General features: G+C 72.4%; 23 protein-coding genes, 2 tRNA genes and 1 pseudogene. 11 read left to right on the top strand and 15 right to left on the bottom strand.

The features are described 5' to 3' along the window. Positions 1–1802, top strand: a 1802-nt coding sequence (locus IH44_RS0102410) for a SpoIIE family protein phosphatase (protein WP_232794790.1), incomplete at its 5' end; no start/stop codon positions are given. 16 nt (positions 1803–1818) lie between these two features. Here IH44_RS0102410 and IH44_RS46170 read toward each other — a convergent pair. Continuing rightward, positions 1819–2475 carry a hypothetical protein gene (locus tag IH44_RS46170; protein ID WP_157852065.1) on the bottom strand — a complete coding sequence of 219 codons (657 nt, stop codon included), beginning with the start codon at positions 2473–2475 and terminating at the stop codon, positions 1819–1821. A 319-nt stretch (positions 2476–2794) separates the two neighbouring features. Beyond that, positions 2795–4537: a phosphatidylglycerol lysyltransferase domain-containing protein gene (locus tag IH44_RS0102400; protein ID WP_051816457.1), complete on the bottom strand. Its 1743-nt coding sequence runs from the start codon at positions 4535–4537 to the stop codon at positions 2795–2797. 224 nt (positions 4538–4761) lie between these two features. On the opposite strand from IH44_RS0102400, the gene IH44_RS0102395 reads away from it, so the two are divergent. Continuing rightward, complete coding sequence (locus IH44_RS0102395) at positions 4762–5430, top strand: response regulator transcription factor (protein WP_030457667.1); 669 nt, start codon at positions 4762–4764, stop codon at positions 5428–5430. Next, positions 5427–6632 (top strand): sensor histidine kinase, encoded by a 1206-nt coding sequence (locus IH44_RS0102390; RefSeq protein WP_232794788.1) that lies wholly within the window; start codon positions 5427–5429, stop codon positions 6630–6632. Before IH44_RS0102395 ends, IH44_RS0102390 begins: the two co-directional genes overlap by 4 nt. Positions 6633–6725: 93 nt before the next feature. Here IH44_RS0102390 and IH44_RS0102385 read toward each other — a convergent pair. Continuing rightward, positions 6726–6809: transfer RNA gene (locus IH44_RS0102385), tRNA-Leu, on the bottom strand. 353 nt (positions 6810–7162) lie between these two features. Between IH44_RS0102385 and IH44_RS0102380 the strand changes: the two genes are divergently transcribed. The 6 genes from IH44_RS0102380 to pknB all read left to right on the top strand — a co-directional run bounded on the left by IH44_RS0102380 (position 7163) and on the right by pknB (position 15451). Continuing rightward, positions 7163–8035 (top strand): DUF3662 and FHA domain-containing protein, encoded by an 873-nt coding sequence (locus tag IH44_RS0102380; protein WP_030457665.1) that lies wholly within the window; start codon positions 7163–7165, stop codon positions 8033–8035. Positions 8036–8047: 12 nt separating this feature from the next. After that, positions 8048–8569: an FHA domain-containing protein gene (locus IH44_RS0102375; RefSeq protein ID WP_030457664.1), complete on the top strand. Its 522-nt coding sequence runs from the start codon at positions 8048–8050 to the stop codon at positions 8567–8569. A 45-nt stretch (positions 8570–8614) separates the two neighbouring features. After that, complete coding sequence (locus IH44_RS0102370) at positions 8615–10123, top strand: PP2C family serine/threonine-protein phosphatase (protein ID WP_030457663.1); 1509 nt, start codon at positions 8615–8617, stop codon at positions 10121–10123. A gap of 34 nt (positions 10124–10157) precedes the next feature. Continuing rightward, on the top strand, positions 10158–11663 hold the full coding sequence (locus IH44_RS0102365; RefSeq protein WP_030457662.1) for an FtsW/RodA/SpoVE family cell cycle protein: 1506 nt from the start codon (positions 10158–10160) through the stop codon (positions 11661–11663). Further along, the gene (locus IH44_RS0102360; protein ID WP_030457661.1) at positions 11660–13117 is read left to right on the top strand and encodes a penicillin-binding protein 2; all 1458 of its coding nucleotides are present in this window, start codon (positions 11660–11662) and stop codon (positions 13115–13117) included. Before IH44_RS0102365 ends, IH44_RS0102360 begins: the two co-directional genes overlap by 4 nt. Positions 13118–13399: 282 nt before the next feature. Beyond that, positions 13400–15451, top strand: coding sequence for a Stk1 family PASTA domain-containing Ser/Thr kinase (pknB, locus tag IH44_RS0102355; RefSeq protein WP_030457660.1), 2052 nt, complete (start codon positions 13400–13402; stop codon positions 15449–15451). 78 nt (positions 15452–15529) lie between these two features. Here the strand turns inward: pknB and IH44_RS0102350 are convergent, their stop codons facing one another. From IH44_RS0102350 to IH44_RS0102330, 5 genes are all read right to left on the bottom strand, one after another. After that, positions 15530–16264, bottom strand: a complete 735-nt coding sequence (locus IH44_RS0102350; RefSeq protein ID WP_081966687.1) for a class E sortase — start codon at positions 16262–16264, stop codon at positions 15530–15532. Between the two features lie 18 nt (positions 16265–16282). Continuing rightward, entirely contained in the window at positions 16283–17242 is a 960-nt protein-coding gene (locus IH44_RS40495) for a class E sortase (RefSeq protein ID WP_051816456.1), read from the bottom strand. A 5-nt stretch (positions 17243–17247) separates the two neighbouring features. Beyond that, positions 17248–17910 carry an aminodeoxychorismate/anthranilate synthase component II gene (locus IH44_RS0102340; RefSeq protein WP_030457657.1) on the bottom strand — a complete coding sequence of 221 codons (663 nt, stop codon included), beginning with the start codon at positions 17908–17910 and terminating at the stop codon, positions 17248–17250. A 58-nt stretch (positions 17911–17968) separates the two neighbouring features. After that, positions 17969–18139 carry a hypothetical protein gene (locus IH44_RS47105; RefSeq protein ID WP_014137037.1) on the bottom strand — a complete coding sequence of 57 codons (171 nt, stop codon included), beginning with the start codon at positions 18137–18139 and terminating at the stop codon, positions 17969–17971. A 169-nt stretch (positions 18140–18308) separates the two neighbouring features. Next, positions 18309–19079 carry a DUF881 domain-containing protein gene (locus IH44_RS0102330; protein ID WP_030457656.1) on the bottom strand — a complete coding sequence of 257 codons (771 nt, stop codon included), beginning with the start codon at positions 19077–19079 and terminating at the stop codon, positions 18309–18311. Positions 19080–19234: 155 nt separating this feature from the next. Between IH44_RS0102330 and crgA the strand changes: the two genes are divergently transcribed. Further along, complete coding sequence (crgA, locus tag IH44_RS0102325; protein WP_030457655.1) at positions 19235–19492, top strand: cell division protein CrgA; 258 nt, start codon at positions 19235–19237, stop codon at positions 19490–19492. Positions 19493–19754: 262 nt separating this feature from the next. Here crgA and IH44_RS0102320 read toward each other — a convergent pair whose 3' ends face one another. Together IH44_RS0102320 and IH44_RS40490 are read right to left on the bottom strand one after the other, a co-directional pair. Beyond that, positions 19755–20654, bottom strand: coding sequence for a rhomboid family intramembrane serine protease (locus tag IH44_RS0102320; RefSeq protein ID WP_051816455.1), 900 nt, complete (start codon positions 20652–20654; stop codon positions 19755–19757). A gap of 132 nt (positions 20655–20786) precedes the next feature. Continuing rightward, positions 20787–21214, bottom strand: a pseudogene (locus tag IH44_RS40490) (peptidylprolyl isomerase). A 166-nt stretch (positions 21215–21380) separates the two neighbouring features. Between IH44_RS40490 and IH44_RS0102310 the strand changes: the two are divergent. Beyond that, on the top strand, positions 21381–22238 hold the full coding sequence (locus IH44_RS0102310; RefSeq protein ID WP_051816454.1) for a DUF5324 family protein: 858 nt from the start codon (positions 21381–21383) through the stop codon (positions 22236–22238). A 99-nt stretch (positions 22239–22337) separates the two neighbouring features. On the opposite strand, the gene IH44_RS0102305 is transcribed toward IH44_RS0102310, so the two are convergent. From IH44_RS0102305 to IH44_RS43575, 5 genes are all read right to left on the bottom strand, one after another. Continuing rightward, positions 22338–22410 (bottom strand) — tRNA-Ala (locus IH44_RS0102305). A 109-nt stretch (positions 22411–22519) separates the two neighbouring features. Continuing rightward, on the bottom strand, positions 22520–22648 hold the full coding sequence (locus tag IH44_RS47595; protein WP_014137031.1) for a DLW-39 family protein: 129 nt from the start codon (positions 22646–22648) through the stop codon (positions 22520–22522). 100 nt (positions 22649–22748) lie between these two features. Beyond that, positions 22749–23138: a DUF6191 domain-containing protein gene (locus IH44_RS0102295; RefSeq protein ID WP_030457652.1), complete on the bottom strand. Its 390-nt coding sequence runs from the start codon at positions 23136–23138 to the stop codon at positions 22749–22751. Between the two features lie 68 nt (positions 23139–23206). Beyond that, positions 23207–24220 (bottom strand): hypothetical protein, encoded by a 1014-nt coding sequence (locus IH44_RS47590; RefSeq protein WP_051816453.1) that lies wholly within the window; start codon positions 24218–24220, stop codon positions 23207–23209. A 481-nt stretch (positions 24221–24701) separates the two neighbouring features. Then, positions 24702–25079 (bottom strand): GntR family transcriptional regulator, encoded by a 378-nt coding sequence (locus IH44_RS43575; protein ID WP_063759537.1) that lies wholly within the window; start codon positions 25077–25079, stop codon positions 24702–24704. Positions 25080–25228: the final 149 nt, after the last annotated feature.

Raw genomic sequence — 25228 nt, 5'->3', positions numbered from 1 at the left:
GCACCACCCCCGGCCTCCACCCCGAAACCCTCCACGCCCTCACCGCCCCCCTCTCCCCCGTCTCCCCCGTCCTGCCCGCCGCCGTCCCGCCCAGCCGGACGGCCTCCTCCGGCACCGGCGTGGAGGTGGTCCGCGGGCTGCCCGACGACGGCGACCTCGCCCTGCTCGCCTCGGTCGGCAGCCAGGTCGGCACCACCCTCGACCTGGACACCACCGCCCGCGAGCTGTGCGAGGTGCTGGTCCCCCGGGTCGCCGACTTCGCCTGCGTCGACCTGCTCGACGGCCTGATCTCCGACTCCGAACTGCCCGTCGCCCTGCCCGACGACGCCACCATGCTGCGCCGGGTCGCCCGCACCTTCAACGCCTCCTCGCAGCGCTGGAACCACGTCCTGGACGAGGGCGCGCTGATGGCCATGCCCCGCTCCACCCCGCCCGGCCTGGCCCTCCAGGAGAACCAGCCGGTGCTGGTCCCGCTGATCTCGGCGGACGTCGCGGTCGACTACGCGGCCGCGCTCGGCGGCCCCGAGCTGGAGCCCGCCGTGGTCGGCCGCTCGATGCTGGTGCTGCCGCTGTCCGCCCGCGGCACCGTGCTGGGCATCCTCAAGCTGCTGCGGCTGACCGACCGGGCGCCGTTCACCCGCTCCGACGCCGACACCCTCAAGGAGATCGCCGCCCGCGCCGCGCTCTCCCTGGACAACGCCCGGCTGCACCGCGCCGAGTCCAAGGTCGCCACCACCCTGCAGCGCTCGATGATCCCGACCCGCCCGCCGCGGATCCCCGGCGTGCAGATCGCCCACCGCTACATGCCGGGCGACCGCAAGGCCGAGGTCGGCGGCGACTGGTTCGACGCCATCCAGCTCCCCGGCAGCCGGGTCGCCCTGGTGGTCGGCGACGTGATGGGCCACGGCCTGCACTCGGCCGCCGCGATGGGCCGCTTCCGCACCGCCATGCAGACCCTGGCCGCCCTCGACCTGCCGCCCGCCCAGCTGCTGCGCCACCTCGACAACCTGGCCCACAAGCTCGGCGACGACCACCTGGCGACCTGCCTGTACGCCGTCTACGACCCGATCAACCGCACCTGCGAACTCGCCTCGGCCGGCCACGTCCCGCCCGTCCTGGTCCACCCCGACGGCCGCGGCGAACTGCTGGAACTGCCCTCCGGCGCACCGATCGGCGTCGGCGGGGTGCCGTTCCAGACCAAGAAGATCGACGTCTCGGACGGCTCGATGCTGGTGCTCTGCACCGACGGCCTGGTCGAGGTCCGCGGCGGCGACATAGGAGCCGGCCTGGCGGCGCTCTGCGGCAACCTGATCGACCCCAAGCAGACCCCCGACGAGGCCTGCGACACCGTGCTGAACACCCTGCACTCCGACGACCGGCAGGACGACATCGCCCTGCTGGTGGCCCGCTTCGACGGCGTCCCGCCGACCGAGGTCGCCACCTGGCAGCTCGGCGTCACCGAACTGGAGGTCGGCCGGGCCCGCCGGCTGGTGCGCGACCAGCTCGCCGCCTGGCAGCTGACCGCGCTCGCCGAGACCGTCGAACTGCTGGTCTCCGAACTGGTCACCAACGCCGTCCGGGTGGCCCGCTCCGAGGTGCAGCTGCAGCTGATCCGGGTCGACAAGCTGCTGGTCGAGGTCAGCGACGACAACCACAACCTGCCGTCGCTGGAACCCGCCGACTCCTTCTCCGAACACGGCCGCGGCCTGAACCTGGTCAGCAAACTGGCCGAGAAGTGGGGCACCGCCCGCAAGGCGGTCGGCAAGGTCGTCTACTTCGAGATGCCGCTGCCCCGCGGCTGACCGCCCGCCCGCCGGGTCAGGGCGTGACCGCCCTGGTCCGGCCCTGGGCGGCCACCGACGCGGCCGCGCCGACCCCGGTCAGCACCCGCGGCCAGTAGTCGCCGAACACCTCGACCCAGATGGCGATCAGGACGGCGGTGCTGATCGCCACCAGGTGCTCCAGCCCCGCCAGGTTCGGCAGCAGCAGCGCCTCCACCAGCATCGACAGCGCCACCGCCCCGCCCGTCCACCACGCCCGGCAGCGCAGCGCCACCACCACGGCCAGCGCCACCACCGCCGCCGAAGGACCGGTGTCCCGCACGTGCGCCACCCAGCGCGGGAAGCCCAGCGCGTGGTGCGGGCCCAGCGCCACCCCGACCCGGGCGAACAGCGTGCCCGCCAGGGTGCAGACGTACGCCACCACCAGGGTCAGCCGCCGCCCCAGCACGATCTCCGCCACCCCGAACACCAGGAACACCTGGGCCAGCGCCCCCCACACCGGCAGGTCCAGGGCCGGCACGTACAGCGACAGCGGGGTGCGCAGCAGCGACACGTCCAGCGGCAGCGCCGCCTTCACCACCCCGATGTCGGCCACGAACCGGTCCCCGCCCGGCAGGTGCTGGACCACCGAGAACAGCATCACCAGCGCGGTCGCCGCGGTCGCCAGCGGCACGGCGGCGAATTTCCGCCGCACCACCTGCTCCTTCACGGAAGCGAAAAGCTCCCCCCACTCCGCGACCGCGGCCCGGCGGAATACCGCCCACCACTCCGGTCGCACGCCCCCCGCGTGGGTGATCTTCTCCACGACCCGGTTCTCCCGTCCGATTCCGTCCCGACTCGCGCCGTCGATTCTTCTACGCCTCGCCACCGACGATACGCATCGGATTAACCCGCGGCATCAGCTTCGAAGACCATTCGCGGCGTCATCCTGGGGTCTGACATCCGGCCCGCTCCGCCCCCCGGCGGAGGGGCCCCGCCCCCGTCCCGCGCCGTACCCGGCCGGGAAGACTTCCTCACTTGTGCCGACGGCGGAACAGGGCCGGCATGGTGGGCGCCGTGATGAAACCCTCCGCGCGGGCCGAGGCGATGCCGATCCGGGGAATCTCGCCGCTCTTCTCGAAGAGCAGATAACGCGGTTCCCAGATCGGCCGGTATTTCGCGTTCGCCCGGTAGAGCGACTCGATCTGCCACCAGCGGGAGAAGAAACCGAGCACCGAACGCCACAGTCGCAACACCGGGCCTGCACCCAGCTTCGAGCCGCGCTCGAAAACCGAGCGGAACATGGCGAAGTTCAGCGAGACCCGTTCCAGTTCGACCTCCTTCGCCCGCTGCAGGAGTTCGATCACCATGAACTCCATCAGGCCGTTCTCGCTGTCCCGGTCGCGCCGCATCAGGTCCAGCGACAGGCCGTGCGCGCCCCACGGCACGAAGCTCAGCAGCGCCCGCAGCTCGCCGTCCCCGTCGAAGCACTCCAGCATCACGCAGCGCCCGTCGCCCGCGTCGCCGAGCCGGCCCAGCGCCATCGAGAAGCCGCGCTCGGTCGCCCCGTCCCGCCAGTGGTCGGCCTTGGCCACCAGCTCGGCCATCTCGCACTCGGGGATGTCCCCGTGCCGGCGGATCCGCACCGTGTACCCGGCCCGCTTGACCCGGTTGTACGCCTGCCGGACCACCCGCATCGCCCGGCCGTCCAGCGAGAACTCGTCCAGCTCGACGATCGCCTCGTCGCCCAGCTCCAGCGCGTCCAGTCCGTGCCGGGCGTAGATCACCCCGGCCTCCTCGGAGGCGCCCATCACGGCCGGCACCCAGGCGTGCTCGCGGGCCTCCGACAGCCAGGCGTCGATCGCCCCCGGCCAGGCCTCCGGGTCGCCGATCGGGTCGCCGGAGGCCAGCGTGACGCCGCCGACCACCCGGTAGGCGATCGCCGCCTTCCCGGACGGCGAGAACACCACCGCCTTGTCCCGGCGCAGCGCGAAGTACCCCAGCGAGTCCCGCTCGCCCTGCTTCTCCAGCAGCTCGCGCAGCCGGCTCTGGTCCTCGTCGCTCTGCAGCTCCTCGCCGCGCGGCGAGCGGAACGCCACGTACAGCACGAACAGGAACAGCACCGCGCTCATCGCGTTGATCGCCGCGTTCACCCAGGTCGGGACCGAGACCACGTCGAGGACCCGCTCCGAGGGGTTCAGCGTGATCATCCGGTGCACCGCGTAGCTGAACCGGGTGCCGAAGCCCGCGCCGGCGACCTCGTTGGTCAGCTGCACCAGCACCGAGCCGATCAGCCCGCCCAGCAGCAGCCCGCCGACCGCGGCGGCGGCCGCGGTCTTCGGGTTGGAGCGGTCGCCCTTGGAGGTGAACTCCTTGCGGGAGACCAGCAGCGCCACCAGGAACAGCCCGGTCAGCACGATCGAGAAGTAGTTCCAGGGGTGGTCCCGGTAGCGGTCGCCCCAGGCCATCCAGGCCAGGTAGCCGAGGAACGTCAGCCCGGCCAGGCCGGTGTTGAAGATCCACGCCGCCCGTTTGCGGCGGCGCATCGCCACCGCCAGGAACAGCGCCAGCACCACCGTGGTCAGGCCCGCGGTCATCAGGTAGGGGGTGAAGAACTCCCCCTCGTTGTGCCGTTGGACCTGGTCCCGGAACGGCACCGAAAGCACCGCCGCCAGGTTGAGCAGGGCCATCAGCCGGAGGTACCAGACGGTCGACGCGGCGGCTCTCGGGCGCCACCGTGCCAGCGGACCCGGGCCCTCGCCGCTCGTGGGGGACACGGCTGAGGAAGCCGTCTTCACAGTGGACACAGCAACCATTCCAGACGATCGATCACGGGGGCGCATCCGCTCGCGGTTCGGCGCACTCCACCCCGATTTCCATGGTTGCCCAGCCAGGATGAGAATTGCGTGAATCCGGTAGCGGATTCCCACCCCCGCCGATCGGCGGGGGTCGTGGACCGCCCGGCACCGAACCGCCACCAGCGGGAGAGACAGGGAGAGACATGCCGCCGACCCGGGTCCTGATCGTGGACGACGAGGTGCTGGTCCGCTCCGGGCTCGGCCTGATCGTCGGCACCGCACCCGACCTGGAAGTGGTCGGCGGCTGCTCCGGCGGCCAGGCCGAACAGCTCGCCCGCGAACTCGCCCCCCGGGTCGTCCTGCTCGACGTCCGGATGCCCGACCTGGACGGCATCAGCGTGCTGCGCCGGCTGCGCGCGCTGCCCGACCCGCCCGCCGTCGCCATGCTCACCACCTTCGACACCGACGAGCACATCGGCACCGCGCTGCGGGCCGGCGCCGCCGGGTTCCTGCTCAAGGACACCGCCCCCGAGCAACTGGTGCACGCCGTCCGGGTGCTCGCGGCCGGCGGCAGCGTGCTCTCCCCGACCGTCGCCCGCACCGTGATCAGCGGCTACGTCGAGGGCGGCGGCCCCGACACCGCCGCCGCCGACCTCACCGGCCGGCTCACCGGCCGCGAGCTCGACGTCCTGGCGCTGCTCGGCGAGGGCCTGTCCAACGCCGAGATAGCCGACCGGCTGTTCCTCGGCACCGGCACCGTCAAGGACCACATCAGCGCGATCCTGGCCAAGCTCGGCGCCGCCAACCGCGTCCAGGCCGCCGTCATCGCCCACCGCGCCGGGCTGGTCCGCGACCGGCAGGACGGCGAGTGACCCCCGAGGCCGCCGAGGCCCCCGCGCGTACCGGAGCCCCCGCCGCGCCCCCCGGGCCGCCCGCCGCCCCGGGCTCCCGGCTCCGGGCCCTGCTGCGCTCCCCGCGCACCACCCTGCTGGTCCCGGTGCTGCTGGCCGCGATGGACTCCGCCCTGGTCGCCAAGGGCTCCGCGCCCTGGCAGCTGGCCCTCTCCGCGCTGTCCGTCGCCGCCCTGCTGCTCCGCCGCCGCCTCCCGCTCACGGTGGCCCTGCTCACCCTGCCCGGCGCGTTCTTCAACGAGATCTGGCTGGCCCCCGTCACCGCCGTCTACTCGGTCGCCGCCACCCGCCCCCGGCCCCCCGTCCCGGTCGCCTGCGCCACCGCCTTCGCCCTGGTCGAGTTCTTCCACTGGCCGTTCGACCCCGGCCTGTTCGAACTCAGCCGGGACAACGCGCTGTACGCCATCCAGTCGGTGATGCTCGGCGCCGGACCGGCCGCCCTCGGCATGCTGGTCCGCACCCGCGGCGAACTCGCCGAACGGGTCACCGAACTCACCGCCGGCCGCCAGCGCGAGAGCCGGCTGCTGGCCGAGAAGGTGCTGGCCGCCGAACGCGCCCGGCTCGCCCGCGAGATGCACGACGTGGTCTCCCACCAGGTCAGCCTGATCTCGATCCAGGCCGGGGCGCTGCAGGTCGCCAGCACCGACCCGGCCGCCCGGGACGGCGCCCGCACCATCCGCGAGCTCTCCGTCCGCACCCTCGACGAGCTCCGCCAGATGGTCGGCGTGCTGCGCGCCGCAGGCGTCCCCGGCACCCCGCTCGCCCCGCAGCCCACCCTCGCCGACCTGCCCCGGCTGATCGACGGCAGCGGTCTGGCCGTCACCCGCCGCCTCGACCCGGGCCGCCGGAACTGGCCCGAGGCCGTCGAACGGGCCGCCTACCGCACCGTCCAGGAGGGCCTCACCAACATCAGCAAGCACGCCCCCGGCGCCCCGGTCACCGTCCGGGTCACCGCCCGCGGCGGCCGGCTGCACGTCGAGGTCCGCAACGGCCCGCCGCCGCTCCGCCCGACCGGCGCCGGCCAGGACACCGCCCCGCTGCCCGGCGGCGGCCACGGCCTGATCGGCCTGCGCGAACGCGCCGCCCTGCTCGGCGGCACCTTCACCGCCGACCCCACCCCCGACGGCGGCTTCGCCCTGCACGCCGTACTGCCCGCCCCCTGAGCCGCCCCGGACCGTTCCGGGGCACCGGCACCGGCACCTGATCCGGAGAACGAGAAAGCCCCGCAGATCCTGAGGATCTGCGGGGCTTCGCTGTGCGCGAGGGGGGAGTTGAACCCCCACGCCCTTTCGGGCACTGGAACCTGAATCCAGCGCGTCTGCCTATTCCGCCACCCGCGCATGGGTGTTGTCTTCAGTTGCTTACCGCTTCTTCCGACCTGTCGAGAAGCTTACCGCATCTCTCGGGGTCTTCCGTTCGGCTCCCTCTCGGGCGCCCCTTCCGACATGGAAAACATTAGCACGCCCCACGCCGTACCTGCGAATCCATTCCGACCGGCCCCCCGGCACGGGTCCGCCCGGCCCGCAACCGGAGGCCGGGCGAACGAGTGAGCGGGCCGCCCGGCGGGTACCCCTCCGGGCGCGACCTAGGCGGGGAACCGTACGGAAGGGCCGGGCGTGGATACGATCAGTACGGAAGTACCGCTTTCCAGCCGACGAGCCGGCCCGTCCGACGCCCTGAGAGGGGGTGCCCCGTGGGAGTCCTGAAGAAGTTCGAGCAGCGACTCGAAGGTCTCGTGAACGGCACCTTCGCCAAGGTGTTCAAGTCCGAGGTCCAACCGGTGGAGATCGCCGGCGCCCTGCAGCGCGAGTGCGACAACAACGCCACCATCTGGAACCGGGACCGCACGGTCGTCCCGAACGACTTCATCGTCGAGCTCAGCCCGCACGACCACGAGCGGCTCAGCCCCTACGCCACCCAGCTCGGCACGGAGCTCGCCGGGATGGTCCGCGAGTACGCGGAGGCCCAGCGGTACAGCTTCATGGGACCGCTCCAGGTCGCCCTGGAGAAGGCCGACGACCTGGACACCGGCCTGTACCGGGTGCGCAGCCGCACGCTGGCCGCCGAGGAGCCCCAGCGGGCCCCGGCCGCGCCGCCCGCCGCCCAGCCCGGGTACGGCCGCCCGCCGACCCCGCCCGCGCCCGGCGCCCCCTGGCACCAGGGCGCGGCCCCCGCCGCCCCCTACGGCGCACCGCCGCCGCCCGCCGCCCCGCCCGCGATGCCGTCCGCCCCCCCGGCAGCCGGGAACGTGCGGCCCTTCCCCGGCGCGGGCCACGGCGGCGCCGGCACCCGGCGCTGGATCGAGGTGAACGGCGCCCGGCACCAGATCAGCCAGAACGCGGTGGTGCTGGGCCGCTCCACCGAGGCGGACATCCGGATCGACGACCCCGGAGTGTCCCGCAAGCACGCGGAGATCCGTCCCGGTACGCCCGCGATGGTCCTGGACCTGGGGTCCACCAACGGCATCGTGGTGGACGGGCAGCACACCCAGCGCGCTACGCTCCGCGACGGCTCCCGGATCGTCCTGGGGTCGACCACCATCGTCTACCGACAGGTCGAAGGGTAGAAGCGGGCCGGTATGTCTGATCTGACCCTGACGGTCATGCGGCTGGGCTTCCTCGCCGTCCTCTGGCTGTTCGTCATCGTCGCGGTGCAGGTGATCCGCAGCGACCTGTTCAACACCAAGGGCGCGGCGCGCACCGCCCAGCGCTCCACTGCCCCCGCGCCCGCCCAGGCCGGCCCGGGCCGCGCCCCCCAGGGGCAGCCCACCGCCGCGCAGCAGGCGCAGGCCCGGCAGCGCCGCGGCCAGCCCACCCACCTGGTGGTGACCCAGGGATCGCTGGCCGGAACGACCGTCGCGCTGCAGGGCCAGACCATCACGCTGGGCCGGGCGCACGACTCCACCATCGTCCTGGACGACGACTACGCGTCCTCCCGCCATGCCAGGATCTACCCGGATCAGGCTGGGCAGTGGACGGTGGAGGATCTAGGCTCCACCAACGGCACCTATCTGGACCGGCAGCGGCTCACCACGCCGACGCCGCTCCAGATCGGCGTGCCGATCCGAATCGGCAGGACCGTCATCGAGCTGCGGAAGTAGTCAGCGCATGAGGACCAGCTCCACCCGAAGGAGGGCCCGGACAGCATGAGTCTCGTGCTGCGCTTCGCCGCCGGCTCGCACAAGGGCCTGATCCGTGAAGGGAACGAGGACTCCGGCTACGCCGGGCCCCGGCTGCTCGCGGTGGCCGACGGCATGGGCGGGGCGGCGGCCGGCGAGGTCGCCTCCTCGGAGGTCCTCGGCTCGATCGTCCGGCTCGACGAGCCGCACCCCGGCGCCGACCTGCTGACCCTGCTCAACGAGGCGGTGCAGACCGCCAACGACCGGCTGCGGCAGATGGTCGAGCAGGACCCGCAGCTCGAGGGCATGGGCTGCACGCTCACCGCGCTGCTCTGGGACGGCCAGCGGATGGGCCAGGTGCACATCGGCGACTCCCGGGCCTACCTGCTGCGCGACGGCCGGCTCGACCAGATCACCCAGGACCACACCTGGGTGCAGCGGCTGGTCGACGAGGGCCGGATCACCGCCGAGGAGGCCGAGACCCACCCGCAGCGCTCGCTGCTGATGCGCGCCCTGGACGGCCGCGGCCAGGTCGAGCCCGACCTGTCGATCCGCGAGGTCCGGGCCGGCGACCGCTACCTGATCTGCTCCGACGGCCTGTCCGGCCCGGTCAGCCACCAGACCCTGGAGGAGACGCTCGGCAGCTACTACGCGCCCGAGCAGACCGTCCAGGAGCTGATCCAGCTGGCGCTGCGCGGCGGCGGCCCGGACAACATCACCTGCATCGTCGCCGACGTGATCGACGTCGGCGCCACCGACCCGCTCAGCGGCCAGGCCACCGAGGCCCCGATGGTGGTCGGCGCGGTCGCCGACACCCAGCCGCACCACTTCAACGACCCGCAGCTGCTGGACACCCCGGCCGGCCGCGCCGCCGGCCTCGGCCGCGGCCAGGCCCCGCAGGGCGCCTTCGGGCCCGCCCAGGGCTACGAGGGCGGCTACGAGCAGCAGCCCGGCTACGGCGCCCCCGCGGGCGACTTCGGCCCGCCGGAGGGCTACGGCGCCCCGGCGGACGACTTCACCCAGGCCGGCTTCCCGGCCGGCGAGGGCGGCTACGGCGCGCCCGGCGAGGAGTTCGACCAGGACGCCCCGGTCGAGCGCCGGAAGAAGAAGCGCGGCCTGAAGCTCACCCTGATCGGGGTGCTGGTGCTCGCGGTGCTCGGCGCCGGCGGGTTCTTCGCCTGGCAGTGGAGCCAGGACCAGTACTACGTCGGCGTCCAGGACGGCCACGTCGCGGTCTACCGCGGCCTCGACCAGAACCTGGCCGGCCTCGAACTCAGCTCGGTCTACCAGCCGTACGCCGACGTCGAACTCAAGTACCTGCCCGCCTACCAGGCGGACCAGGTCGCCAAGAAGATCCAGGCCGACGGCCTGGCCGACGCCCGGAAGCAGGTCGAGGTGCTGCGCACGCAGGCCGCCGTCTGCAAGAAGGTCGCCGAGTCCAAGACCGCCCCGGCCGCCGGGGAGGGCACCGCGCCGTCCGCACCCCCGCTGACCGAGCAGGAGCAGCAGCTCGCCGCGTCCTGCCCGGCCCAGTAGGGCCGCGGGCGAACCCGGGGGGTTTCACACAGGCATGAGCACCTTCGACGTGAGCGGCGGCCGCACGCCCGCCGCCGGGCGGCGGCGGGCCACCGCCCGGACCGCCCCGGACGCCGTGCCGAACCGGCGCAACACCGAGCTGCTGATGCTGGCCTTCGCGGTGGCCATCCCGATGTTCGGGTACGCCAACGTGGGGCTGGCGATGGACGGCACGCTGCCCGCCAACATCCTGGCCTACGGCCTGGGCCTGGGCGTGCTGGCCGGCGCCGCGCACCTGGCGGTGCGCCGGTTCGCCCCGTACGCCGACCCGCTGCTGCTGCCGCTGGCGACGCTGCTGAACGGGCTCGGTCTGGTGATGCTCTGGCGGCTCGACAAGGCTGGCAAGCTGCTGCGCAACAACTTCCCGGCGACCACCAACCAGCTGATGTGGTCGGGCCTGGGCATCGGGCTGTTCGTCGGCGTGATGCTGCTGCTCAAGGACCACCGGATCCTGCAGCGCTACACCTACATCTCGATGGTGCTGGCGCTGGTGCTGCTGGCCGCGCCGGCCTTCTTCCCGTCCCGGGCCGAGGACTTCGGCGCGAAGATCTGGATCCGCTTCGGCTCCTTCTCGATCCAGCCCGGCGAGTTCGCCAAGATCATCCTGACCATCTTCTTCGCCGGCTTCCTGATGGTGAAGAAGGACGCCCTGGCGCTGGCCAGCCGCAAGTTCATGGGCCTGTACCTGCCGCGCGGCCGCGACCTCGGGCCGATCGTGGTGGTCTGGCTGCTGTCGATCCTGATCCTGGTGTTCGAGACCGACCTCGGCACCTCCTTCCTGTTCTTCGGCCTGTTCGTGGTGATGCTGTACGTGGCCACCGAGCGGACCAGCTGGATCGTCTTCGGCCTGCTGATGTCCTTCGGCGGCGCCGCGGTGGTCGCCACCAGCGAGCGGCACGTGAAGACCCGCATCAACGCCTGGCTGGACCCGATGGCGGCGTTCGGGCCGCACCCGCCCAAGGAGTCCTCGGAGCAGATCGGCCAGACCCTGATGTCGCTGGGCTCCGGCGGCACCGTCGGCACCGGCCTGGGGCAGGGCCGCAGCTGGCTGATCCAGTTCGCGGCGAAGAGCGACTTCATCCTCGGCTCGTTCGGCGAGGAGCTGGGCCTGACCGGCCTGATGGCGGTCTTCCTGGTCTACGGCCTGGTGGTGCAGCGCGGCCTGCGCACCGCGCTGGCCGCCCGCGACCCGTTCGGCAAGCTGCTCGCGGTCGGCCTGAGCTCGGCGTTCGCGCTCCAGGTGTTCGTGGTCGCGGGCGGGGTCACCGGCCTGATCCCGCTGACCGGCATGACCATGCCGTTCCTGGCCCAGGGCGGTTCCTCCGTGGTGGCCAACTGGGCGCTGATCGCCGTCCTGATGAAGATCAGCGACACCGCCCGCCGCCCGGCCGCCGAACCGACCCCCGAGCCGGTCCCGGCCATCCCGGAGCCGGCCGGTCCCGACCGGTACGGGCCGCCCGGGTACGGAACGCCGGACCAGAGCAGGGGAGCATCCTCGTGAACAAGCCGATCCGCCGGGTGTCGATCTTCTGCCTGGTCCTGGTGCTGGCGCTGATGGTCCGGGTGAACTGGGTGCAGGGCGTGCAGGCCTCGGCCTGGGCGGGCAACCCGCACAACGACCGGGTGAAGTACGACCGGTACGCCTACCCGCGCGGCAACATCATCGTCGGCGGGCAGCCCGTCACCAAGTCCGACTTCGTCAACGGCCTGCGCTACAAGTACAAGCGCTCCTGGGTGGACGGGCCGATGTACGCGCCGGTCACCGGCTACTCCTCGCAGATCTACGACGCCAGCCAGCTGGAGAAGCTGGAGGACCCGGTGCTGTCCGGCACCGACTCCCGGCTGTTCTTCCGCAACACCCTGGACATGCTGACCGGCAAGCCCAAGCAGGGCGGCGACGTGGTCACCACCATCGACCCGAAGGTGCAGAAGGCCGGCTTCGAGGGCCTGGGCAACCGGAAGGGCGCCGCGGTGGCGATCGACCCGCGCACCGGGGCGATCCTGGCGCTGGTATCCACCCCGTCCTACGACCCGAGCACCTTCGCGGGCGGCGGCGACAGCGACTCCGCGGCCTGGACGGCGCTGCAGAACGACCCGAACCAGCCGATGCTGAACCGGGCGCTGCGCCAGACCTACCCGCCCGGTTCGACGTTCAAGCTGGTCACCGCGGCGACCGCGTTCGAGACCGGCAAGTTCAAGAATCCCACGGACACCACCGACACCCCGGAGACGTACATCCTGCCGGGCACCAGCACCCCGCTGGTCAACGACAGCCCCGACGAGCCCTGCACGAACGCCACCCTCGCCTCGGCGATGGCCATCTCGTGCAACACGGTGTTCGGCAAGATCGGCGCCGAGCTCGGCAAGGACGCGCTGCGCTCGCAGGCCGAGAAGTTCGGCTTCAACAACGACAAGGTGGACGTCCCGATCCGGGCCGCCGCCAGCTACTACCCCAGCGGCTCCTCCCCCGACGGCACCGCGATGGACGCCATCGGCCAGCACGACACCCGGGCCACCCCGCTGCAGATGGCCATGGTGGCGGCGGCGATCGCCAACAACGGCTCGCTGATGCAGCCGTACCTGGTCTCCCAGGAGGGCTCGGCGGGCAACGCCATCTCCACCCACTCCGAGCACCAGCTGAGCCAGGCCGTCTCGCCGGACACCGCGCAGAAGCTCCAGCAGCTGATGGAGGCCGTGGTGAAGGACGGCACCGGCAGGCGGGCGGCCATCCCGGGCGTGACGGTCGGCGGCAAGACCGGCACCGCGCAGCACGGCCAGGACAACGCGGGCAAGCCGTTCGCCTGGTTCGTCTCCTACGCGAAGGACTCCGGCGGCAAGCAGGTCGCGGTCGCGGTGGTGGTCGAGGACGGCGCGGCGCAGAGCTCGGAGATCTCCGGCGGCTCGATCGCGGCGCCGATCGCCAAGTCGATGATGCAGGCGGCGCTGGGAAAGTAGGTCCGGTCAGCTCCGTCACATTCCGGCCGCCGATCCTCGATCGGTGGCCGGAATTGTCACAATGGGACGGTCCTGATCGGTACCGGTCTGGTCTCAGCTGACGATCCGCACCGGTCCGCTCAGGTTCGCCCGGTAGCGTATCCGCCAGCAGCGGGTGTACCCGCAGCCGGAAGACCGGGGCCGGGGCCGTGGAACCGCGGCGGCGGCCGGCGCGTCCGAAGAGAGCGTGCGGGGACACCTACGTCACATCCTCACCGACCGGTGGGGGAGAGGGTCGGAGATATGGAAGAGCCTCGTCGCCTAGGCGGCAGGTACGAGCTCGGCGGCGTCCTCGGGCGCGGTGGCATGGCCGAGGTGTACCTCGGCCACGACACCAGGCTCGGCCGTACCGTGGCCGTGAAGACCCTCCGCACCGACATGGCCCGCGACCCCTCCTTCCAGGCCCGCTTCCGCCGCGAGGCGCAGTCCGCGGCCTCGCTCAACCACCCGGCCATCGTCGCGGTCTACGACACCGGCGAGGACTACATCGACGGGATCTCCATCCCGTACATCGTCATGGAGTACGTCGAGGGCTCCACCCTGCGCGAACTGCTGCACACCGGGCGGCGGCTGCTGCCCGAGCGGGCGCTGGAGATGACCATCGGCATCCTGCAGGCCCTGGAGTACTCGCACCGGGCCGGCATCGTGCACCGCGACATCAAGCCCGCCAACGTGATGCTGACCCGGCAGGGCAACGTCAAGGTGATGGACTTCGGCATCGCCCGTGCGATGGGTGACGCCGGCATGACGATGACCCAGACCTCCGCGGTCATCGGCACCGCCCAGTACCTCTCCCCCGAGCAGGCCAAGGGCGAGACCGTCGACGCCCGCTCCGACCTGTACTCCACCGGCTGCCTGCTGTACGAACTGCTGACCGTACGGCCGCCGTTCGTCGGCGACTCGCCGGTCGCGGTGGCCTACCAGCACGTCCGCGAGGAGCCCGCCCCGCCGTCCTCGTACGACCCCGAGGTGCGCCCCGAGATCGACGCGATCGTGCTCAAGGCGCTGGCCAAGGAGCGCGACTACCGCTACCAGTCCGCCGACGAGATGCGCGACGACATCGAGCGCTTCCTCGACGGCCTCCCGGTCGCCGCCGCCCAGCAGGCGGCCTACGGCATGGGCGCGGCCGGCTACGGCTACGACCAGGGCGGCGGGCAGTACGACCCGTACGGCCAGACCAACGTGCTGCCCCAGCAGGGCGGCGGCCCGACCACCGTGCTGCCGCCGGTCGGCAACCAGCAGCCCGCCCCCTACGGCGGCGGCTACCAGAACAACGGCTACGGCGGCGGGGACGACGGCGGCTACGAGGGCCGCGGCAGCCGGCGGCGCGAGGACCCGCCGAAGAAGAACAACACCTCCTGGATCGTGCTCGCCGTCGCGGCGGTGCTGGTCCTGGTCGGTGCGTTCTTCGTGGTGCAGTCCATGGTGAAGACCGGCGGCTCGAACGCCGGGAAGACCAGCGTCCCGACCCTGACCGGCATGAGCCTGGACGACGCGACGGCCGCCGCCAAGGCGCAGAGCGCCAAGCTCAAGGTGACCGCCGGAGACCCGGCCGCCAGCTGCCCCGACCCGAAGGTCCAGAAGGACCAGGTCTGCACCCAGAGCCCGGCCGCGGGCGGCCAGATGGCCGCCGACGGCACGATCACGGTGCACCTGGCCGCCGCCGCGGCCCAGGTCGACGTCCCGGACGTCACCGGCCAGGCCAAGGACGCCGCGAGCAAGGCGCTCAAGGACAAGGGCTTCGACGTCAAGTACACCTACGCCACCGACGACAAGGTCGATCAGGACAAGGTCATCTCGCAGGACGTCAAGGGCAAGGCCGCCCCGGGCGCCACGGTCACCCTGACGGTCTCCTCCGGCCAGCAGAAGGTCCCCGTGCCGAACGTGATCGGCAAGGCTGTGGACGACGCCACCCAGATCCTCGCCACCGCCGGCTTCACCGTCACGCCGACCAACAAGATCGTCACCGACCCCACCCAGGCCGGCCAGGTCCTCGACCAGAGCGTGAAGAACACCCAGGCCAAGCAGGGCACCGCGATCACCATCACGGTCGGCCAGCTCGCCGACAAGGTCCCGATGCCGATCACCGAGGGCCACACCTACAAGCAGGTCATCGCCGACCTGCAGAAGAGCCACCTCCAGTCGGTGGTGGTGAACGGCGGCCCGCAGGACGACAACGCGATCGTGATCAAGAGCGACCCGCCGGCCAACACCCTCATCCCGCCGAACAGCACGGTCCAGCTGTGGACCAAGGCCGGCGACAGGACGCCGTCCGACCCCACCACGAAGCCGTAGCGCCACGGCCGCAGCGACGCCGAGGGGCCGCCCCGTTCTTCCCGAACGGTGCGGCCCCTCGGCCGTCCTGGTGCCCCGTCAGCGCAGCTCGGGCGGCGGGGTGCGCTGCGCGTCCACCGGGTCGATCCGGACCAGCTGGGCCCAGACCGCCATCCGGTAGCGGGAGGTGTACACCGGCGTGCAGGTGGTCAGCGTCAGGTAGCGGCCCGGGCCGGTGAACGGCGAGCCCTCGGGGACGGGCGCCACCACGCCCACGTCGTACTTGGAGGTCTGCGGCAGCGTCCCGGCGACCCGGTAGACGTACCAGGCGTCCCTGGTCTCCACCACCACCGGGTCGCCCGCGGCCAGCTTGTCCAGGTCGTGGAACCTGGCGCCGTGCCCGTCCCGGTGCGCCGCCAGCGTGAAGTTGCCCTCGGCGTCCCACGGCATCGCCGAGCGGTACGGCTCCTCGTAGACCCCGGCTACGCCCTCGTCGAGCACCTCCGCGGTGGTGCCCATCCGGATCAGCGTCTGGTTGCCCCGGCCGAAGGCCGGCACGTGCAGGAAGCCGACGCCGTCCCCCGCCCCGTACTGCGGCACCGGCGCGGCGGCGGCACCGGCGGCCGGGGGCGCCGCCGGGACGCTCCAGGTCTGCCGCAGGCGGCCCGCCGCCTGTCCGGCGGCCCGGTCGGCCACCACGTCCGTCCACCACAGCGAGTACCCGACGAACAGCGCCAGCACCAGCCCCAGGGTGACCAGCAGCTCCCCCAGCAGCCCCAGGACCCCCGCCGTCCGTCCGCGCCGCCCGCGCCCGCCCCGCATGGCTGTGCCCATGGTGCCGTGCCTCGCTGCTCAGTGTTGCCCGGTCAGCGCCTCCGGCTGGCCCTGGCTCCTCGGCCGTTCCTCGACCATCTTGCCAAACACGATCAGCCTTCCCCGGGCACTGAACTCCGGCGTGCATGTCGTCATGGTGAGGTAGCGCCCCGGCGCGGTGAACGGCGAGCCCTTCGGGACGGGTTGGAGCACCGTCACGTTGCTCGGCGGGGTCTCCGGGATGCCGCCGGCCACCTCGTACGTGTAGTACGCCGTCGCGGTCTCCACCACGATCCTGTCGCCCGGCACCAGCTGGCCGATCTTCCGGAACGGCTGCCCGTGCGTGGTGCGGTGCGCGGCGACGGCGAAGTTGCCCGCCTGGTCGGCCGGCATCGCGGTGCCCGCGTAGTGGCCCACCAGGCCGTGGTCGAGCACCTTCTGCTTGTCGGTGCCCTCGGCGATCGGGTAGTCCAGGCCGAGCTTCGGGATGTGGATGATGGCGAAGCCCTGCCCGGGCTCGAACGCGGTGGGCTGCGGGGCGGGCGCGGTGCCCCCGCCGGCCGGCGGGGCCGGCTGCTGGGCCCACTGCTGCTCCAGCTTGCTGCTGGCGGCCCCGGCGTCCCGGTCGGCCAGCACGTTGGTCCACCACAGCTGGTACGAGACGAACAGCAGCATCACCGCGCCCAGCGTGATGAACAGCTCCCCCACCAGCCGGGCCAGCACCACCCGCCGGCGCTCCTTCGGGCGCGGCGGCCGCGGCCCGGCGGGCCGCCCGGTGGCCCGGCGGCGCCCGGTGCCCGGGGCGCGCAGGCCGGACGGCCCTCCCCCGGCCCGGCCGCGGGCCGTCCGGCCGCCGTCCGGCCGGGCCACCGGCTCGGCCGGGCGGGCGGCCGGGAGCCGCAGCTTCAGGGTCTGCTCGGCCGGGGCCTCGTAGACGCTCCAGTCCTCCGGATCCCCGAGCTCCTCGGGGACGCCCCCCTCCGGGCGCACCGCGGCCACCGGCGTCAGCTCCGGCCGATGACCGGGGCGAGGCCGGCCGAGCGGCCCACCGCCTCCGGGAAGCCGCACTCGGCGAGCCAGTTGGCGAGCATCCGGTGGCCGCCCTCGGTGAGCACCGACTCGGGGTGGAACTGGACGCCCTCGATCGGGAGTTCGCGGTGCCGCAGGCCCATGATCACGCCGCTGTCGGTGCGCGAGGTGACCACCAGCTCGGCGGGCACGGTGGCCGGGTCGACCGCCAGCGAGTGGTAGCGGGTGGCGATCAGCGGCGAGGGCAGGCCCTCGAACACGCCGCCGTCCTCGTGCAGCACCGGCGAGGTCTTGCCATGCAGCAGCTCGGGCGCCCGCCCGACCACCGCGCCGTGCGCCACCGCGATCGACTGCAGGCCCAGGCACACCCCGAACAGCGGCAGCCCGGCCGCCGCGCAGTGGTGCACCATCTCCACGCACACCCCGGCCTCCTCGGGCGTGCCGGGCCCGGGGGAGAGCAGCACCCCGTCGTAGCCCTCCTCCCCCGCCCGCGGCCGGGCGTCGGCCACGGTCAGCTCGTCGTTGCGGACCACCTCGCAGACCGCGCCCAGCTGGTACAGGTACTGGACGATGTTGAAGACGAAGCTGTCGTAGTTGTCGACCACGAGGATCCGGGGCGCTCGGCCGGCGGAGGTCATCGCTACTCCTGGGGTACGGGTGCGTCGGGGGACGGACGGAGGCGGAACGGCGCCGTTCTCAGCCGCCGGCGCCCTGGTCCACCGTCACGTTCCCGAAGGGGAGCAGCGGCTCGGCCCACGGGAAGACGTACTGGAACAGGACGTAGACCACCCCGAGGACGAGCAGCAGGGCGATCAGCGCACGAACCGGCGCGGGGCCCGGGAGATGCCGCCAGATCCAGCCGTACATGGTGCTCCTCGGTGATTCGGGTCTGCACAAGCGTAGACGCCCGTCCGCCCGGCCCAGGAGGGTATCGGCGCAACAGGCCGGTCCCGGTCCGGTCCTGGGCGGGTTCCGGCCGGTTCCTGCCCGGGTCGCGGACCGCTCCTGGCCGGGAGCGGTCCGGAACCGGCCGGAATCAGGGGGTGGTCGCGGAGCGCAGGTCGGCGGAGCCGGTGTACCCCGGCAGGGTCAGCTCGCCGCTCTCCTGGACCTTCCAGCCCAGCCCGTAGGCGGTCACGTAGCCCAGGTAGTTGCGGATGGTCGGGTCGGCGTCCACCGCGGAGCGCAGCGCGTCGGTCTTCCCCACCGCGCGGATCACGTACGGCGGCGAGTAGACCCGGCCCTGCAGCAGCAGGGTGTTGCCGACGCAGCGCACCGCGCTGGTGGAGATCAGCCGCTGGTCCATCACCTGGATGCCCTCGGCGCCGCCCCGCCACAGGGCGTTCACCACGGCCTGGATGTCCTGCTGGTGGATCACCAGGTCGTTGACGCCGGGCTCGGGGACGCCCGGGATCCGCGCGGTGGCGTTCGGCGGGGCGTCGTCCAGGGTGACGGTCAGTCCGGGGCCGCGCAGCGGGTCCAGCCCGGCGGCCCGCTGCAGTTCGGCCAGCCTGGCCGCGTCGTCCGGGCTCTGCCCCTGCTGCCGGGCCAGCCGGTCGGCCCGGTCCCGGTCCGCCGAGACCTGCTCCGACAGTTGCTGGTTCTGGGTGGAGCGCTGCTGTATGACGTCGCTGAGCTTCAGCAGCGAGTTGTCGGTGCGCAGGTCGGTGCCGTGCGCGGTCTGCGCGCTGACGTAGAACAGCAGCCCGGCGAGCGCGAAGACGGTGCAGGTCAGGGCACGTCCGACAATTCGCCCACGAGGGGGCCGCGAGGACCGGGACGGCGAAGAAATCGTGGAATCAGGCACCGTACCCTTATCTCCTTACGACCCGGCGAGCCACTACGCTAACGGACGCCGGTGGCATGTGCGGAGGACCAGCCGTACGGACCGGCCCGACCATTCGCCGCCCGCCCACGCTGACCCACCCGCGCGGTCACAGCGCATCGACAGGAGAGCCCCTCGTGCCGAAGTCTCGACTCCGCAAGAAGGCCGACTACACGCCGCCTCCGAGCACCGCGACGGCCGTGAAGATCAGTTCCGGCAGCCGGAGCTGGGTGGCACCGCTGATGCTGGCGTTCTTCCTGATCGGCCTGATCTGGATCGTCACCTACTACGTGACCAACAGCTCGTGGCCGGTCCACAGCTGGGGCAACTGGAACATCCTGGCCGGCTTCACCTTCATCGCGGCGGGTTTCGCGGTCTCCACGCAGTGGAAGTGACGCCGGCGCCGCCCGCCCGCCGGGCCCCGGCCTGATCCACCCGCACCGCCCAGCACCGCTCCGGCCCACCCGCCGGGGCGGTGTCCGTGCTGCCCGGACCCGGCCCGTGACGGAGCGTCCGAACGTTTATCCACAGGGTTGTCCACACTGGGGAAAACTCCGCCCGGCCTGTGGATAACTCGCAACGCAGCAGCATAACGCGCGTAGAGCCGGGAAATCCAATCGGCGGGCGCGCCCCGGCGCCCGCCGACTGTGCACAACCTCACCCGGGCAGCCGGGCCGTCCCGATCAGCAGCATCAGCAGGATCGCCGCCACCGCCCCGCCCAGCGCCAGCCCCTGCACCAGGCTCCGGCGCCCCGGCGGGGCGTACATCATCCCGGCCCCGATGGCGACACCGGCCACCAGCCCGCCGAGGTGCGCGCGCCAGTCGATGTTGTTCAGCGTGAAGGTGAGCACCAGGTTGACCACCAGCAGCGCGATCACCGGCTGCATCGGCACCCGGTTGACCCGGAACAGCACCGCGGTGGCGCCCAGCAGGCCGAAGATCGCCCCGGAGGCGCCGACCGAGAACATGTCCGCCCCGTCCAGCAGGTAGCCGAACGCGTTGCCCGCCACCCCCGACAGCAGGTACAGGGCCAGGAAGCGCCACCGGCCCAGCACCCGCTCCAGCTGGGGGCCGAGCACCCAGAGCGAGAACATGTTCATCAGGATGTGCATCACCCCGGCGTGCACGAACATCCCGCTGACCAGCCGGTACCACTCGGCCGGACCGGCCGCCACGCCGATCCGGGTGCCGAAGGCGTCCGCCCCGCTGCCCATCCCCAGCCGGATCTGCCAGACCTGGTCGACGTACTCGGTGAGCAGGAACACCAGCAGGTTGATCCCGATCAGCACCTTGGTGACCAGCGCCCCGTCGCCGAGCGCCACCAGCGCGCCGGCCGTGGTCCGGGGCCGCTGCCGAGCCTGCTGCGCGGCCTCACCGCGCACGCAGTCCGGGCACTGGAAGCCCACCGAGGCGGGCACCATGCACTCCGGGCAGATCGGGCGACCGCACCGGGTGCAGCCCACCCCGGTCTCCCGCTCGGGGTGCCGGTGGCACCCGGGCAACCCGCTCCCCTGGCCGTCCGCCGGCGTCGGCCGCACGGGCTCCTCCGGATGCATCGACGCTGTCCCTCCTCGACGAAAACGGTCCCGGCGCCGCCTCCGTCGAGAGAACGGGGCACCGCCGGGACCGCCCAGGCTACTGCGCGCGGGATCGCGCGGGCACCGCCCCGCGGGGCGGCGGGGTGCGGATCAGCCGCGCGAGATGACGACCTGCTGGATCACCACGTCCTGGACCGGCCGGTCGTACGGCTTGGTGGTGGCGGTGGTGGCGATCGCGTCCACGACCTTCTGGCCGGCCGGGTCGACGACCTCGCCGAAGATGCTGTGCTTGCGGTTCAGCCAGCTGGTCGGGGCGACCGTTTGTAGCCCGGGCCGCCGGTGCCGTTGCCCAGCGGGTCGCCGCCCTGGATCATGAAGCCCTCGATGACCCGGTGGAAGACCGTGCCGTCGTACAGCGGCTTGGCGGCCAGCTCGCCGGTCTCCGGGTTCTTCCACTCGCGGGTGCCCTCGGCCAGCTCGACGAAGTTGGCGACGGTCTTCGGCGCGTGGTTCGGGAAGAGCTTGACCACGATGTCACCGTGGTTGGTCTTCAGAGTGGCGGTGAGTTCCTCGGCCACGGCAGTACCTTCCTAACTTTTACCTGACTATCCGAGGAATCATCCCACGCGGCCCGCAGACGGCTCAGCCGAAGGTGCCCGGCGGCCGAGCGCGATGCATGATCTCCTATCAGGTGGAAAGGTGCATACCGGACAACGCCGGACACCCGCCGAGAAGGAGAAGCCCGTGAGCCGTACGGACACCGCGCGCGAGACCGCCGGACGGGCGAAGGACGCCGTCGCGCCCTACGCCGTCTCCGCCAAGGAGACCGCCCTGCACTACGCGGAGGGGGCCAGGCAGGCCCTCGGCCCGAAGCTGGAGGCACTCGGCCCGAAGGCCGCGACCGCCGGTGCACAGGCCAGGGCCGGAGCGGGCCAGGCCGCGCAGGCCGCCCGGGTGCAGTACGCCAAGCACGTCGCCCCGCACCTGGAGCACGCCTTCTCCAGCCTCCCGCCGGAGACCCAGAAGGCCGCCCTCCGGGCCGCCCACCGGGCCCAGGAGGCCGCGCTGGCCGCCAAGCTGTCGGCCGGCCAGGCCGCCGGGCAGGCCAGGGCCACCGTGCTCCCCAAGGTGGCCGAGACCTTCCAGGCCGCCAAGGACAGCGTCACCCCGATCGCCCAGGAGGCGCAGACCCGCGGCGCCGCGGCGGTCACCGCCCTGCACGGCAACGTCAGCGCCGCCGAGATCGGCGCGCTGGCCGCGAAGAACGCCAAGAAGCAGCACCGCAACGGCTGGGCCACCGGCCTCGCGGTGGCCGGCACCCTGGCCGTCGGCACCGGCGTGCTGGCCTGGCAGTGGTACCGCAAGCAGAACAACCCGGAGTGGCTCACCGAACCCCCGGCCCCGGCCGCCCCGGAACCCGTCACCCCCGCACCCCCCTCCAGCACCCCGCCCACCCCCGGCAGCGCCGTCGGCGGCCCGGTCGGCGGAGCCACGGTCAACGGCTCCGTCCCGCGCGAGGAGCCCACCACCGCCCCGCGGCCGGAGGCCAAGCCCGCCGACGACGACCGCCCGAAGCCGCACGACCCGCGCAAGCCGCACTGAGCCTGCCGCCCGGCCCCGTGCGGAAAACGTGCGGGACCTTCCGGACATGCGAACGGCCCCCGACCTGGTTTCCCCAGGTCGGGGGCCGTTCGGCGACTGTGGAGCCTAGGGGAGTCGAACCCCTGACATCTGCCATGCAAAGACAGCGCTCTACCAACTGAGCTAAGGCCCCGAGCAACGGGGGATAGCCTACCCGCTCCCGGGCAGCCGCCCACGCGGGTTTCGGACCGGCCGCGGCCCGTGCTCCGCGGGCCGGTCCGAGAAGACTCGACAGTCGGCGCTCAGCGGCCGGCGGGGACCGGGTCGGTCGCCTCGGTCCACAGGTCCTGCTCGGCACGGTCCGCCTGGACCTGACGGTAGACAAAGAAGCCGCCGAGGGCGACCAGGGCGACCAGGAGAAGCTTCTTCACCGCGGGACCTCGTCCTTCTTGCTTGCTTGGATGTAGGAGCACGAACCAGCGGTCAGGGTGCAGACCGCCCTGGGGCCGATGATACACACCGGTAACCCGTTCAAGAGCGGCCCCCGCCACCGCCAACCGACCGATCCGCCACCGGCTTTGACGCCCCGGCATCCGTAGGATCGTCCGACCGCGGATCCCCGGTGCGGATCACCGCCACCCCGCCCTCCAGGTCCACCGTCGAGCGCGGCGGAGCGCCCTCGCCCTCCTCGTCCCGGAGCATCAGCGTGGTCCTCCGCTGCTCCAGCTCGGCCTGCTTCCCGGCCGCGAACTGGGCGTGCAACTGCTCGAACCCGGTCGCCGAGACCTGCCCCTCCCGCCCCGTCCCCCGCCAGGGCACCCAGCGGCTCCGGCGCGCCCGCAGCGCGAGCTGGTCCACGAACGCCAGCACCACCAGCGCGCAGACCAGGCCCGGCAGGCTCATCGCCCAGAACAACCCCATGCCCCGCCAACGCGCCCGGACGCGCCGCCGTTCCCTCCGGCGACGCGCCCGGGCCCTCCCGCTACCGGCTACTTCCGGCGCCGCCGCAACTGCCGGACCACCCGCACCTCCTCGCCCAGGACGTCCATCCGGGCGTCCAGACCGTCCAGCCGCGGCTCCTGCCGGGAGACCCGCTCACCGAGCGCGGTGATCAGCACCCCCTGGGCGGCCAGGCGCCGCTCGATCGACCCGACCGACACCACCAACCCGGACACCACCGCCGGCAGGTCCTCCACCGTGAACGAGAACTCCGGCTCCTCCGCGTACAGCGGCACCACCGGCTCGTACTCCCCCACCCGGTACGGCCCGAACGACTCCATCCCGTCGATCCGCCGCCGCCAGTCCTCCACCGCCGGATCCCGCCGACCCGCCTCGTACTCGTCCCACCGCAGCTCGCTCCACCGCCGCCACGGCCGCGCCCGGAACGTGTGCACCACCGGCGGCGGCTCCACCACCGGCCGCGCCGCCGCCTCCACTGCGTCCAGCAGCCGGCCTCGCACCTGCCGGGCCACCTCGCTGTCCCGCAGCAGCATCGCGACGTTCAGCACGGCCCGCCGGGAGTAGAGAGCGACGCCGTTGCCGCCGCCCTGGGGGCGGCTGTAGGGGTTGTCCACAGGCGAGGCGGAGACGTACGGGGCCCCGTCACCTCCTTCGGTACCGCTGACCTGCCAGACCTTCATTTTGAAGGTCTGGTTCTCGGGGTTATCCACAGGGTGCGCCGACCGTACGGCCCCCTCGGACCACTGGTCACCCCCCTGCGGGCCGCTGACCTGCCAGCCGTTCGTTTTGACCGGCTGGTTCCCGGGGTTATCCACAGGCTTGAGGACGGTGAACCCGTTGCCCTCCAGCTCCTGCCGGTGGCGCCGGAGCACGCTGTAGATCGCGTCCTCGTGGACCTCGAAGTAGTCCGCCACCATCCGCGTGGTGACGTACAGCCCGTCGGGCAGCAGGACGAGGGCCTTGACCTCGTCGAGGACTTCGGTGCGCTCGCACAGGCCGCTTCGGAGCGTCCTGGATTCGAGCAGCGCGGCTTCCATGGACATGGGAGTGCCTCACAGGGTGAATGAAGACATGACGTGGGAACCGCCCGGGAGCCCGGGGCGGGCGGGGCCGGATCATCCGCCGGCCGGAGCAGAGGTCGCGCTACGTCCCACGTCACCCAATGGCCGGTTCTGTCGCCCGGCTATCCCCGACTTCACATCAGTTTCGAGTCAGCTCACCCTGTGTTGCCTCTGCGCACCGGGCCCAACGAGCGGGCGGGCCGGGAGGTTACGGGGCGGAACACGTCGAAGGCCCCGATCACCAGGTGATCGGGGCCTTCGCGCCGGTGGGCCTAACAGGACTTGAACCTGTGGCCTCTTCCTTATCAGGTGATCACTCGGCCGAATCGACGCCCGTGACACAGCCCCGGAGCAGGGCGATTCGTACGCCCGCGTCCGCCGACGTCCACGGTCGTACGCCGGTGTTGGCGTAGCGCGTTGGCGTACGCCCACCGGCATACGACCGGACCAAGACGGTGACCGATCAGGCGCCCGACAGGCCCGTCGCCTTCTCCAGCTCAGCCACGCGGGAGGAAAGCCGCTCGACCGTGGAGGCCAGGCTTTCAACCTGCGACCGCAGAGCGGTTTCCGAACCGGCCGGTCCAGCCGTCGCGCTCAGCGACGCCGCGTCGACGCCACTCCGAACGAAGGTGCCACGTCCCGGCGTGGCCACGATCAGGCCCTCCTCGCGGAGAATCCGAAGACCGCTGTGCACGGTCATTTCGGCGAGACCGAACCGCTCCGCGAGCTTCTTGACGGACGGGAGCTTGTCGCCGGGCGCTCGCTCGCCGGCAGCGATCTCCGCCCGGATGATGTCAGCCACCTGCACATATGGCGCGCGCTCGTCATGCACAAGAGTCATGCCGCCAGGGTACCCGCACAGCGCCCTAACACACCTAGATGGATTGCTTGACACCCTAGAGCCATCTAGAGCACTCTAGGGTGTCAGCAGATAGCCGGGGCGACGCCCAATCCGCCAAGACAAGCCGTCGCCCCCACCCTTCGGAGGGA

It is taken from the genome of Kitasatospora sp. NRRL B-11411 (genome assembly GCF_000721345.1).
Lineage (GTDB): Bacteria > Actinomycetota > Actinomycetes > Streptomycetales > Streptomycetaceae > Kitasatospora > Kitasatospora cineracea.
The sequence above is the reverse complement of the archived record's forward strand: the minus strand, read 5'-3'. Positions and strand labels throughout refer to the sequence as shown.

Bases quoted from the DNA above. Each gene is read 5' to 3' on its own strand.
- IH44_RS0102395 (WP_030457667.1), top strand. From the start codon at position 4,762: ATGCCGCCGACCCGGGTCCTGATCGTGGACGACGAGGTGCTGGTCCGC.
- IH44_RS43575 (WP_063759537.1), bottom strand. From the start codon at position 25,079: ATGACTCTTGTGCATGACGAGCGCGCGCCATATGTGCAGGTGGCTGAC.
- IH44_RS0102370 (WP_030457663.1), top strand. From the start codon at position 8,615: ATGAGTCTCGTGCTGCGCTTCGCCGCCGGCTCGCACAAGGGCCTGATC.
- pknB (WP_030457660.1), top strand. From the start codon at position 13,400: ATGGAAGAGCCTCGTCGCCTAGGCGGCAGGTACGAGCTCGGCGGCGTC.
- IH44_RS0102340 (WP_030457657.1), bottom strand. From the start codon at position 17,910: ATGACCTCCGCCGGCCGAGCGCCCCGGATCCTCGTGGTCGACAACTAC.
- IH44_RS0102295 (WP_030457652.1), bottom strand. From the start codon at position 23,138: ATGGGGTTGTTCTGGGCGATGAGCCTGCCGGGCCTGGTCTGCGCGCTG.
- IH44_RS47590 (WP_051816453.1), bottom strand. From the start codon at position 24,220: ATGTCCATGGAAGCCGCGCTGCTCGAATCCAGGACGCTCCGAAGCGGC.
- IH44_RS0102350 (WP_081966687.1), bottom strand. From the start codon at position 16,264: ATGGGCACAGCCATGCGGGGCGGGCGCGGGCGGCGCGGACGGACGGCG.
- IH44_RS47105 (WP_014137037.1), bottom strand. From the start codon at position 18,139: ATGTACGGCTGGATCTGGCGGCATCTCCCGGGCCCCGCGCCGGTTCGT.
- IH44_RS0102365 (WP_030457662.1), top strand. From the start codon at position 10,158: ATGAGCACCTTCGACGTGAGCGGCGGCCGCACGCCCGCCGCCGGGCGG.
- IH44_RS0102320 (WP_051816455.1), bottom strand. From the start codon at position 20,654: ATGCATCCGGAGGAGCCCGTGCGGCCGACGCCGGCGGACGGCCAGGGG.
- IH44_RS0102375 (WP_030457664.1), top strand. From the start codon at position 8,048: ATGTCTGATCTGACCCTGACGGTCATGCGGCTGGGCTTCCTCGCCGTC.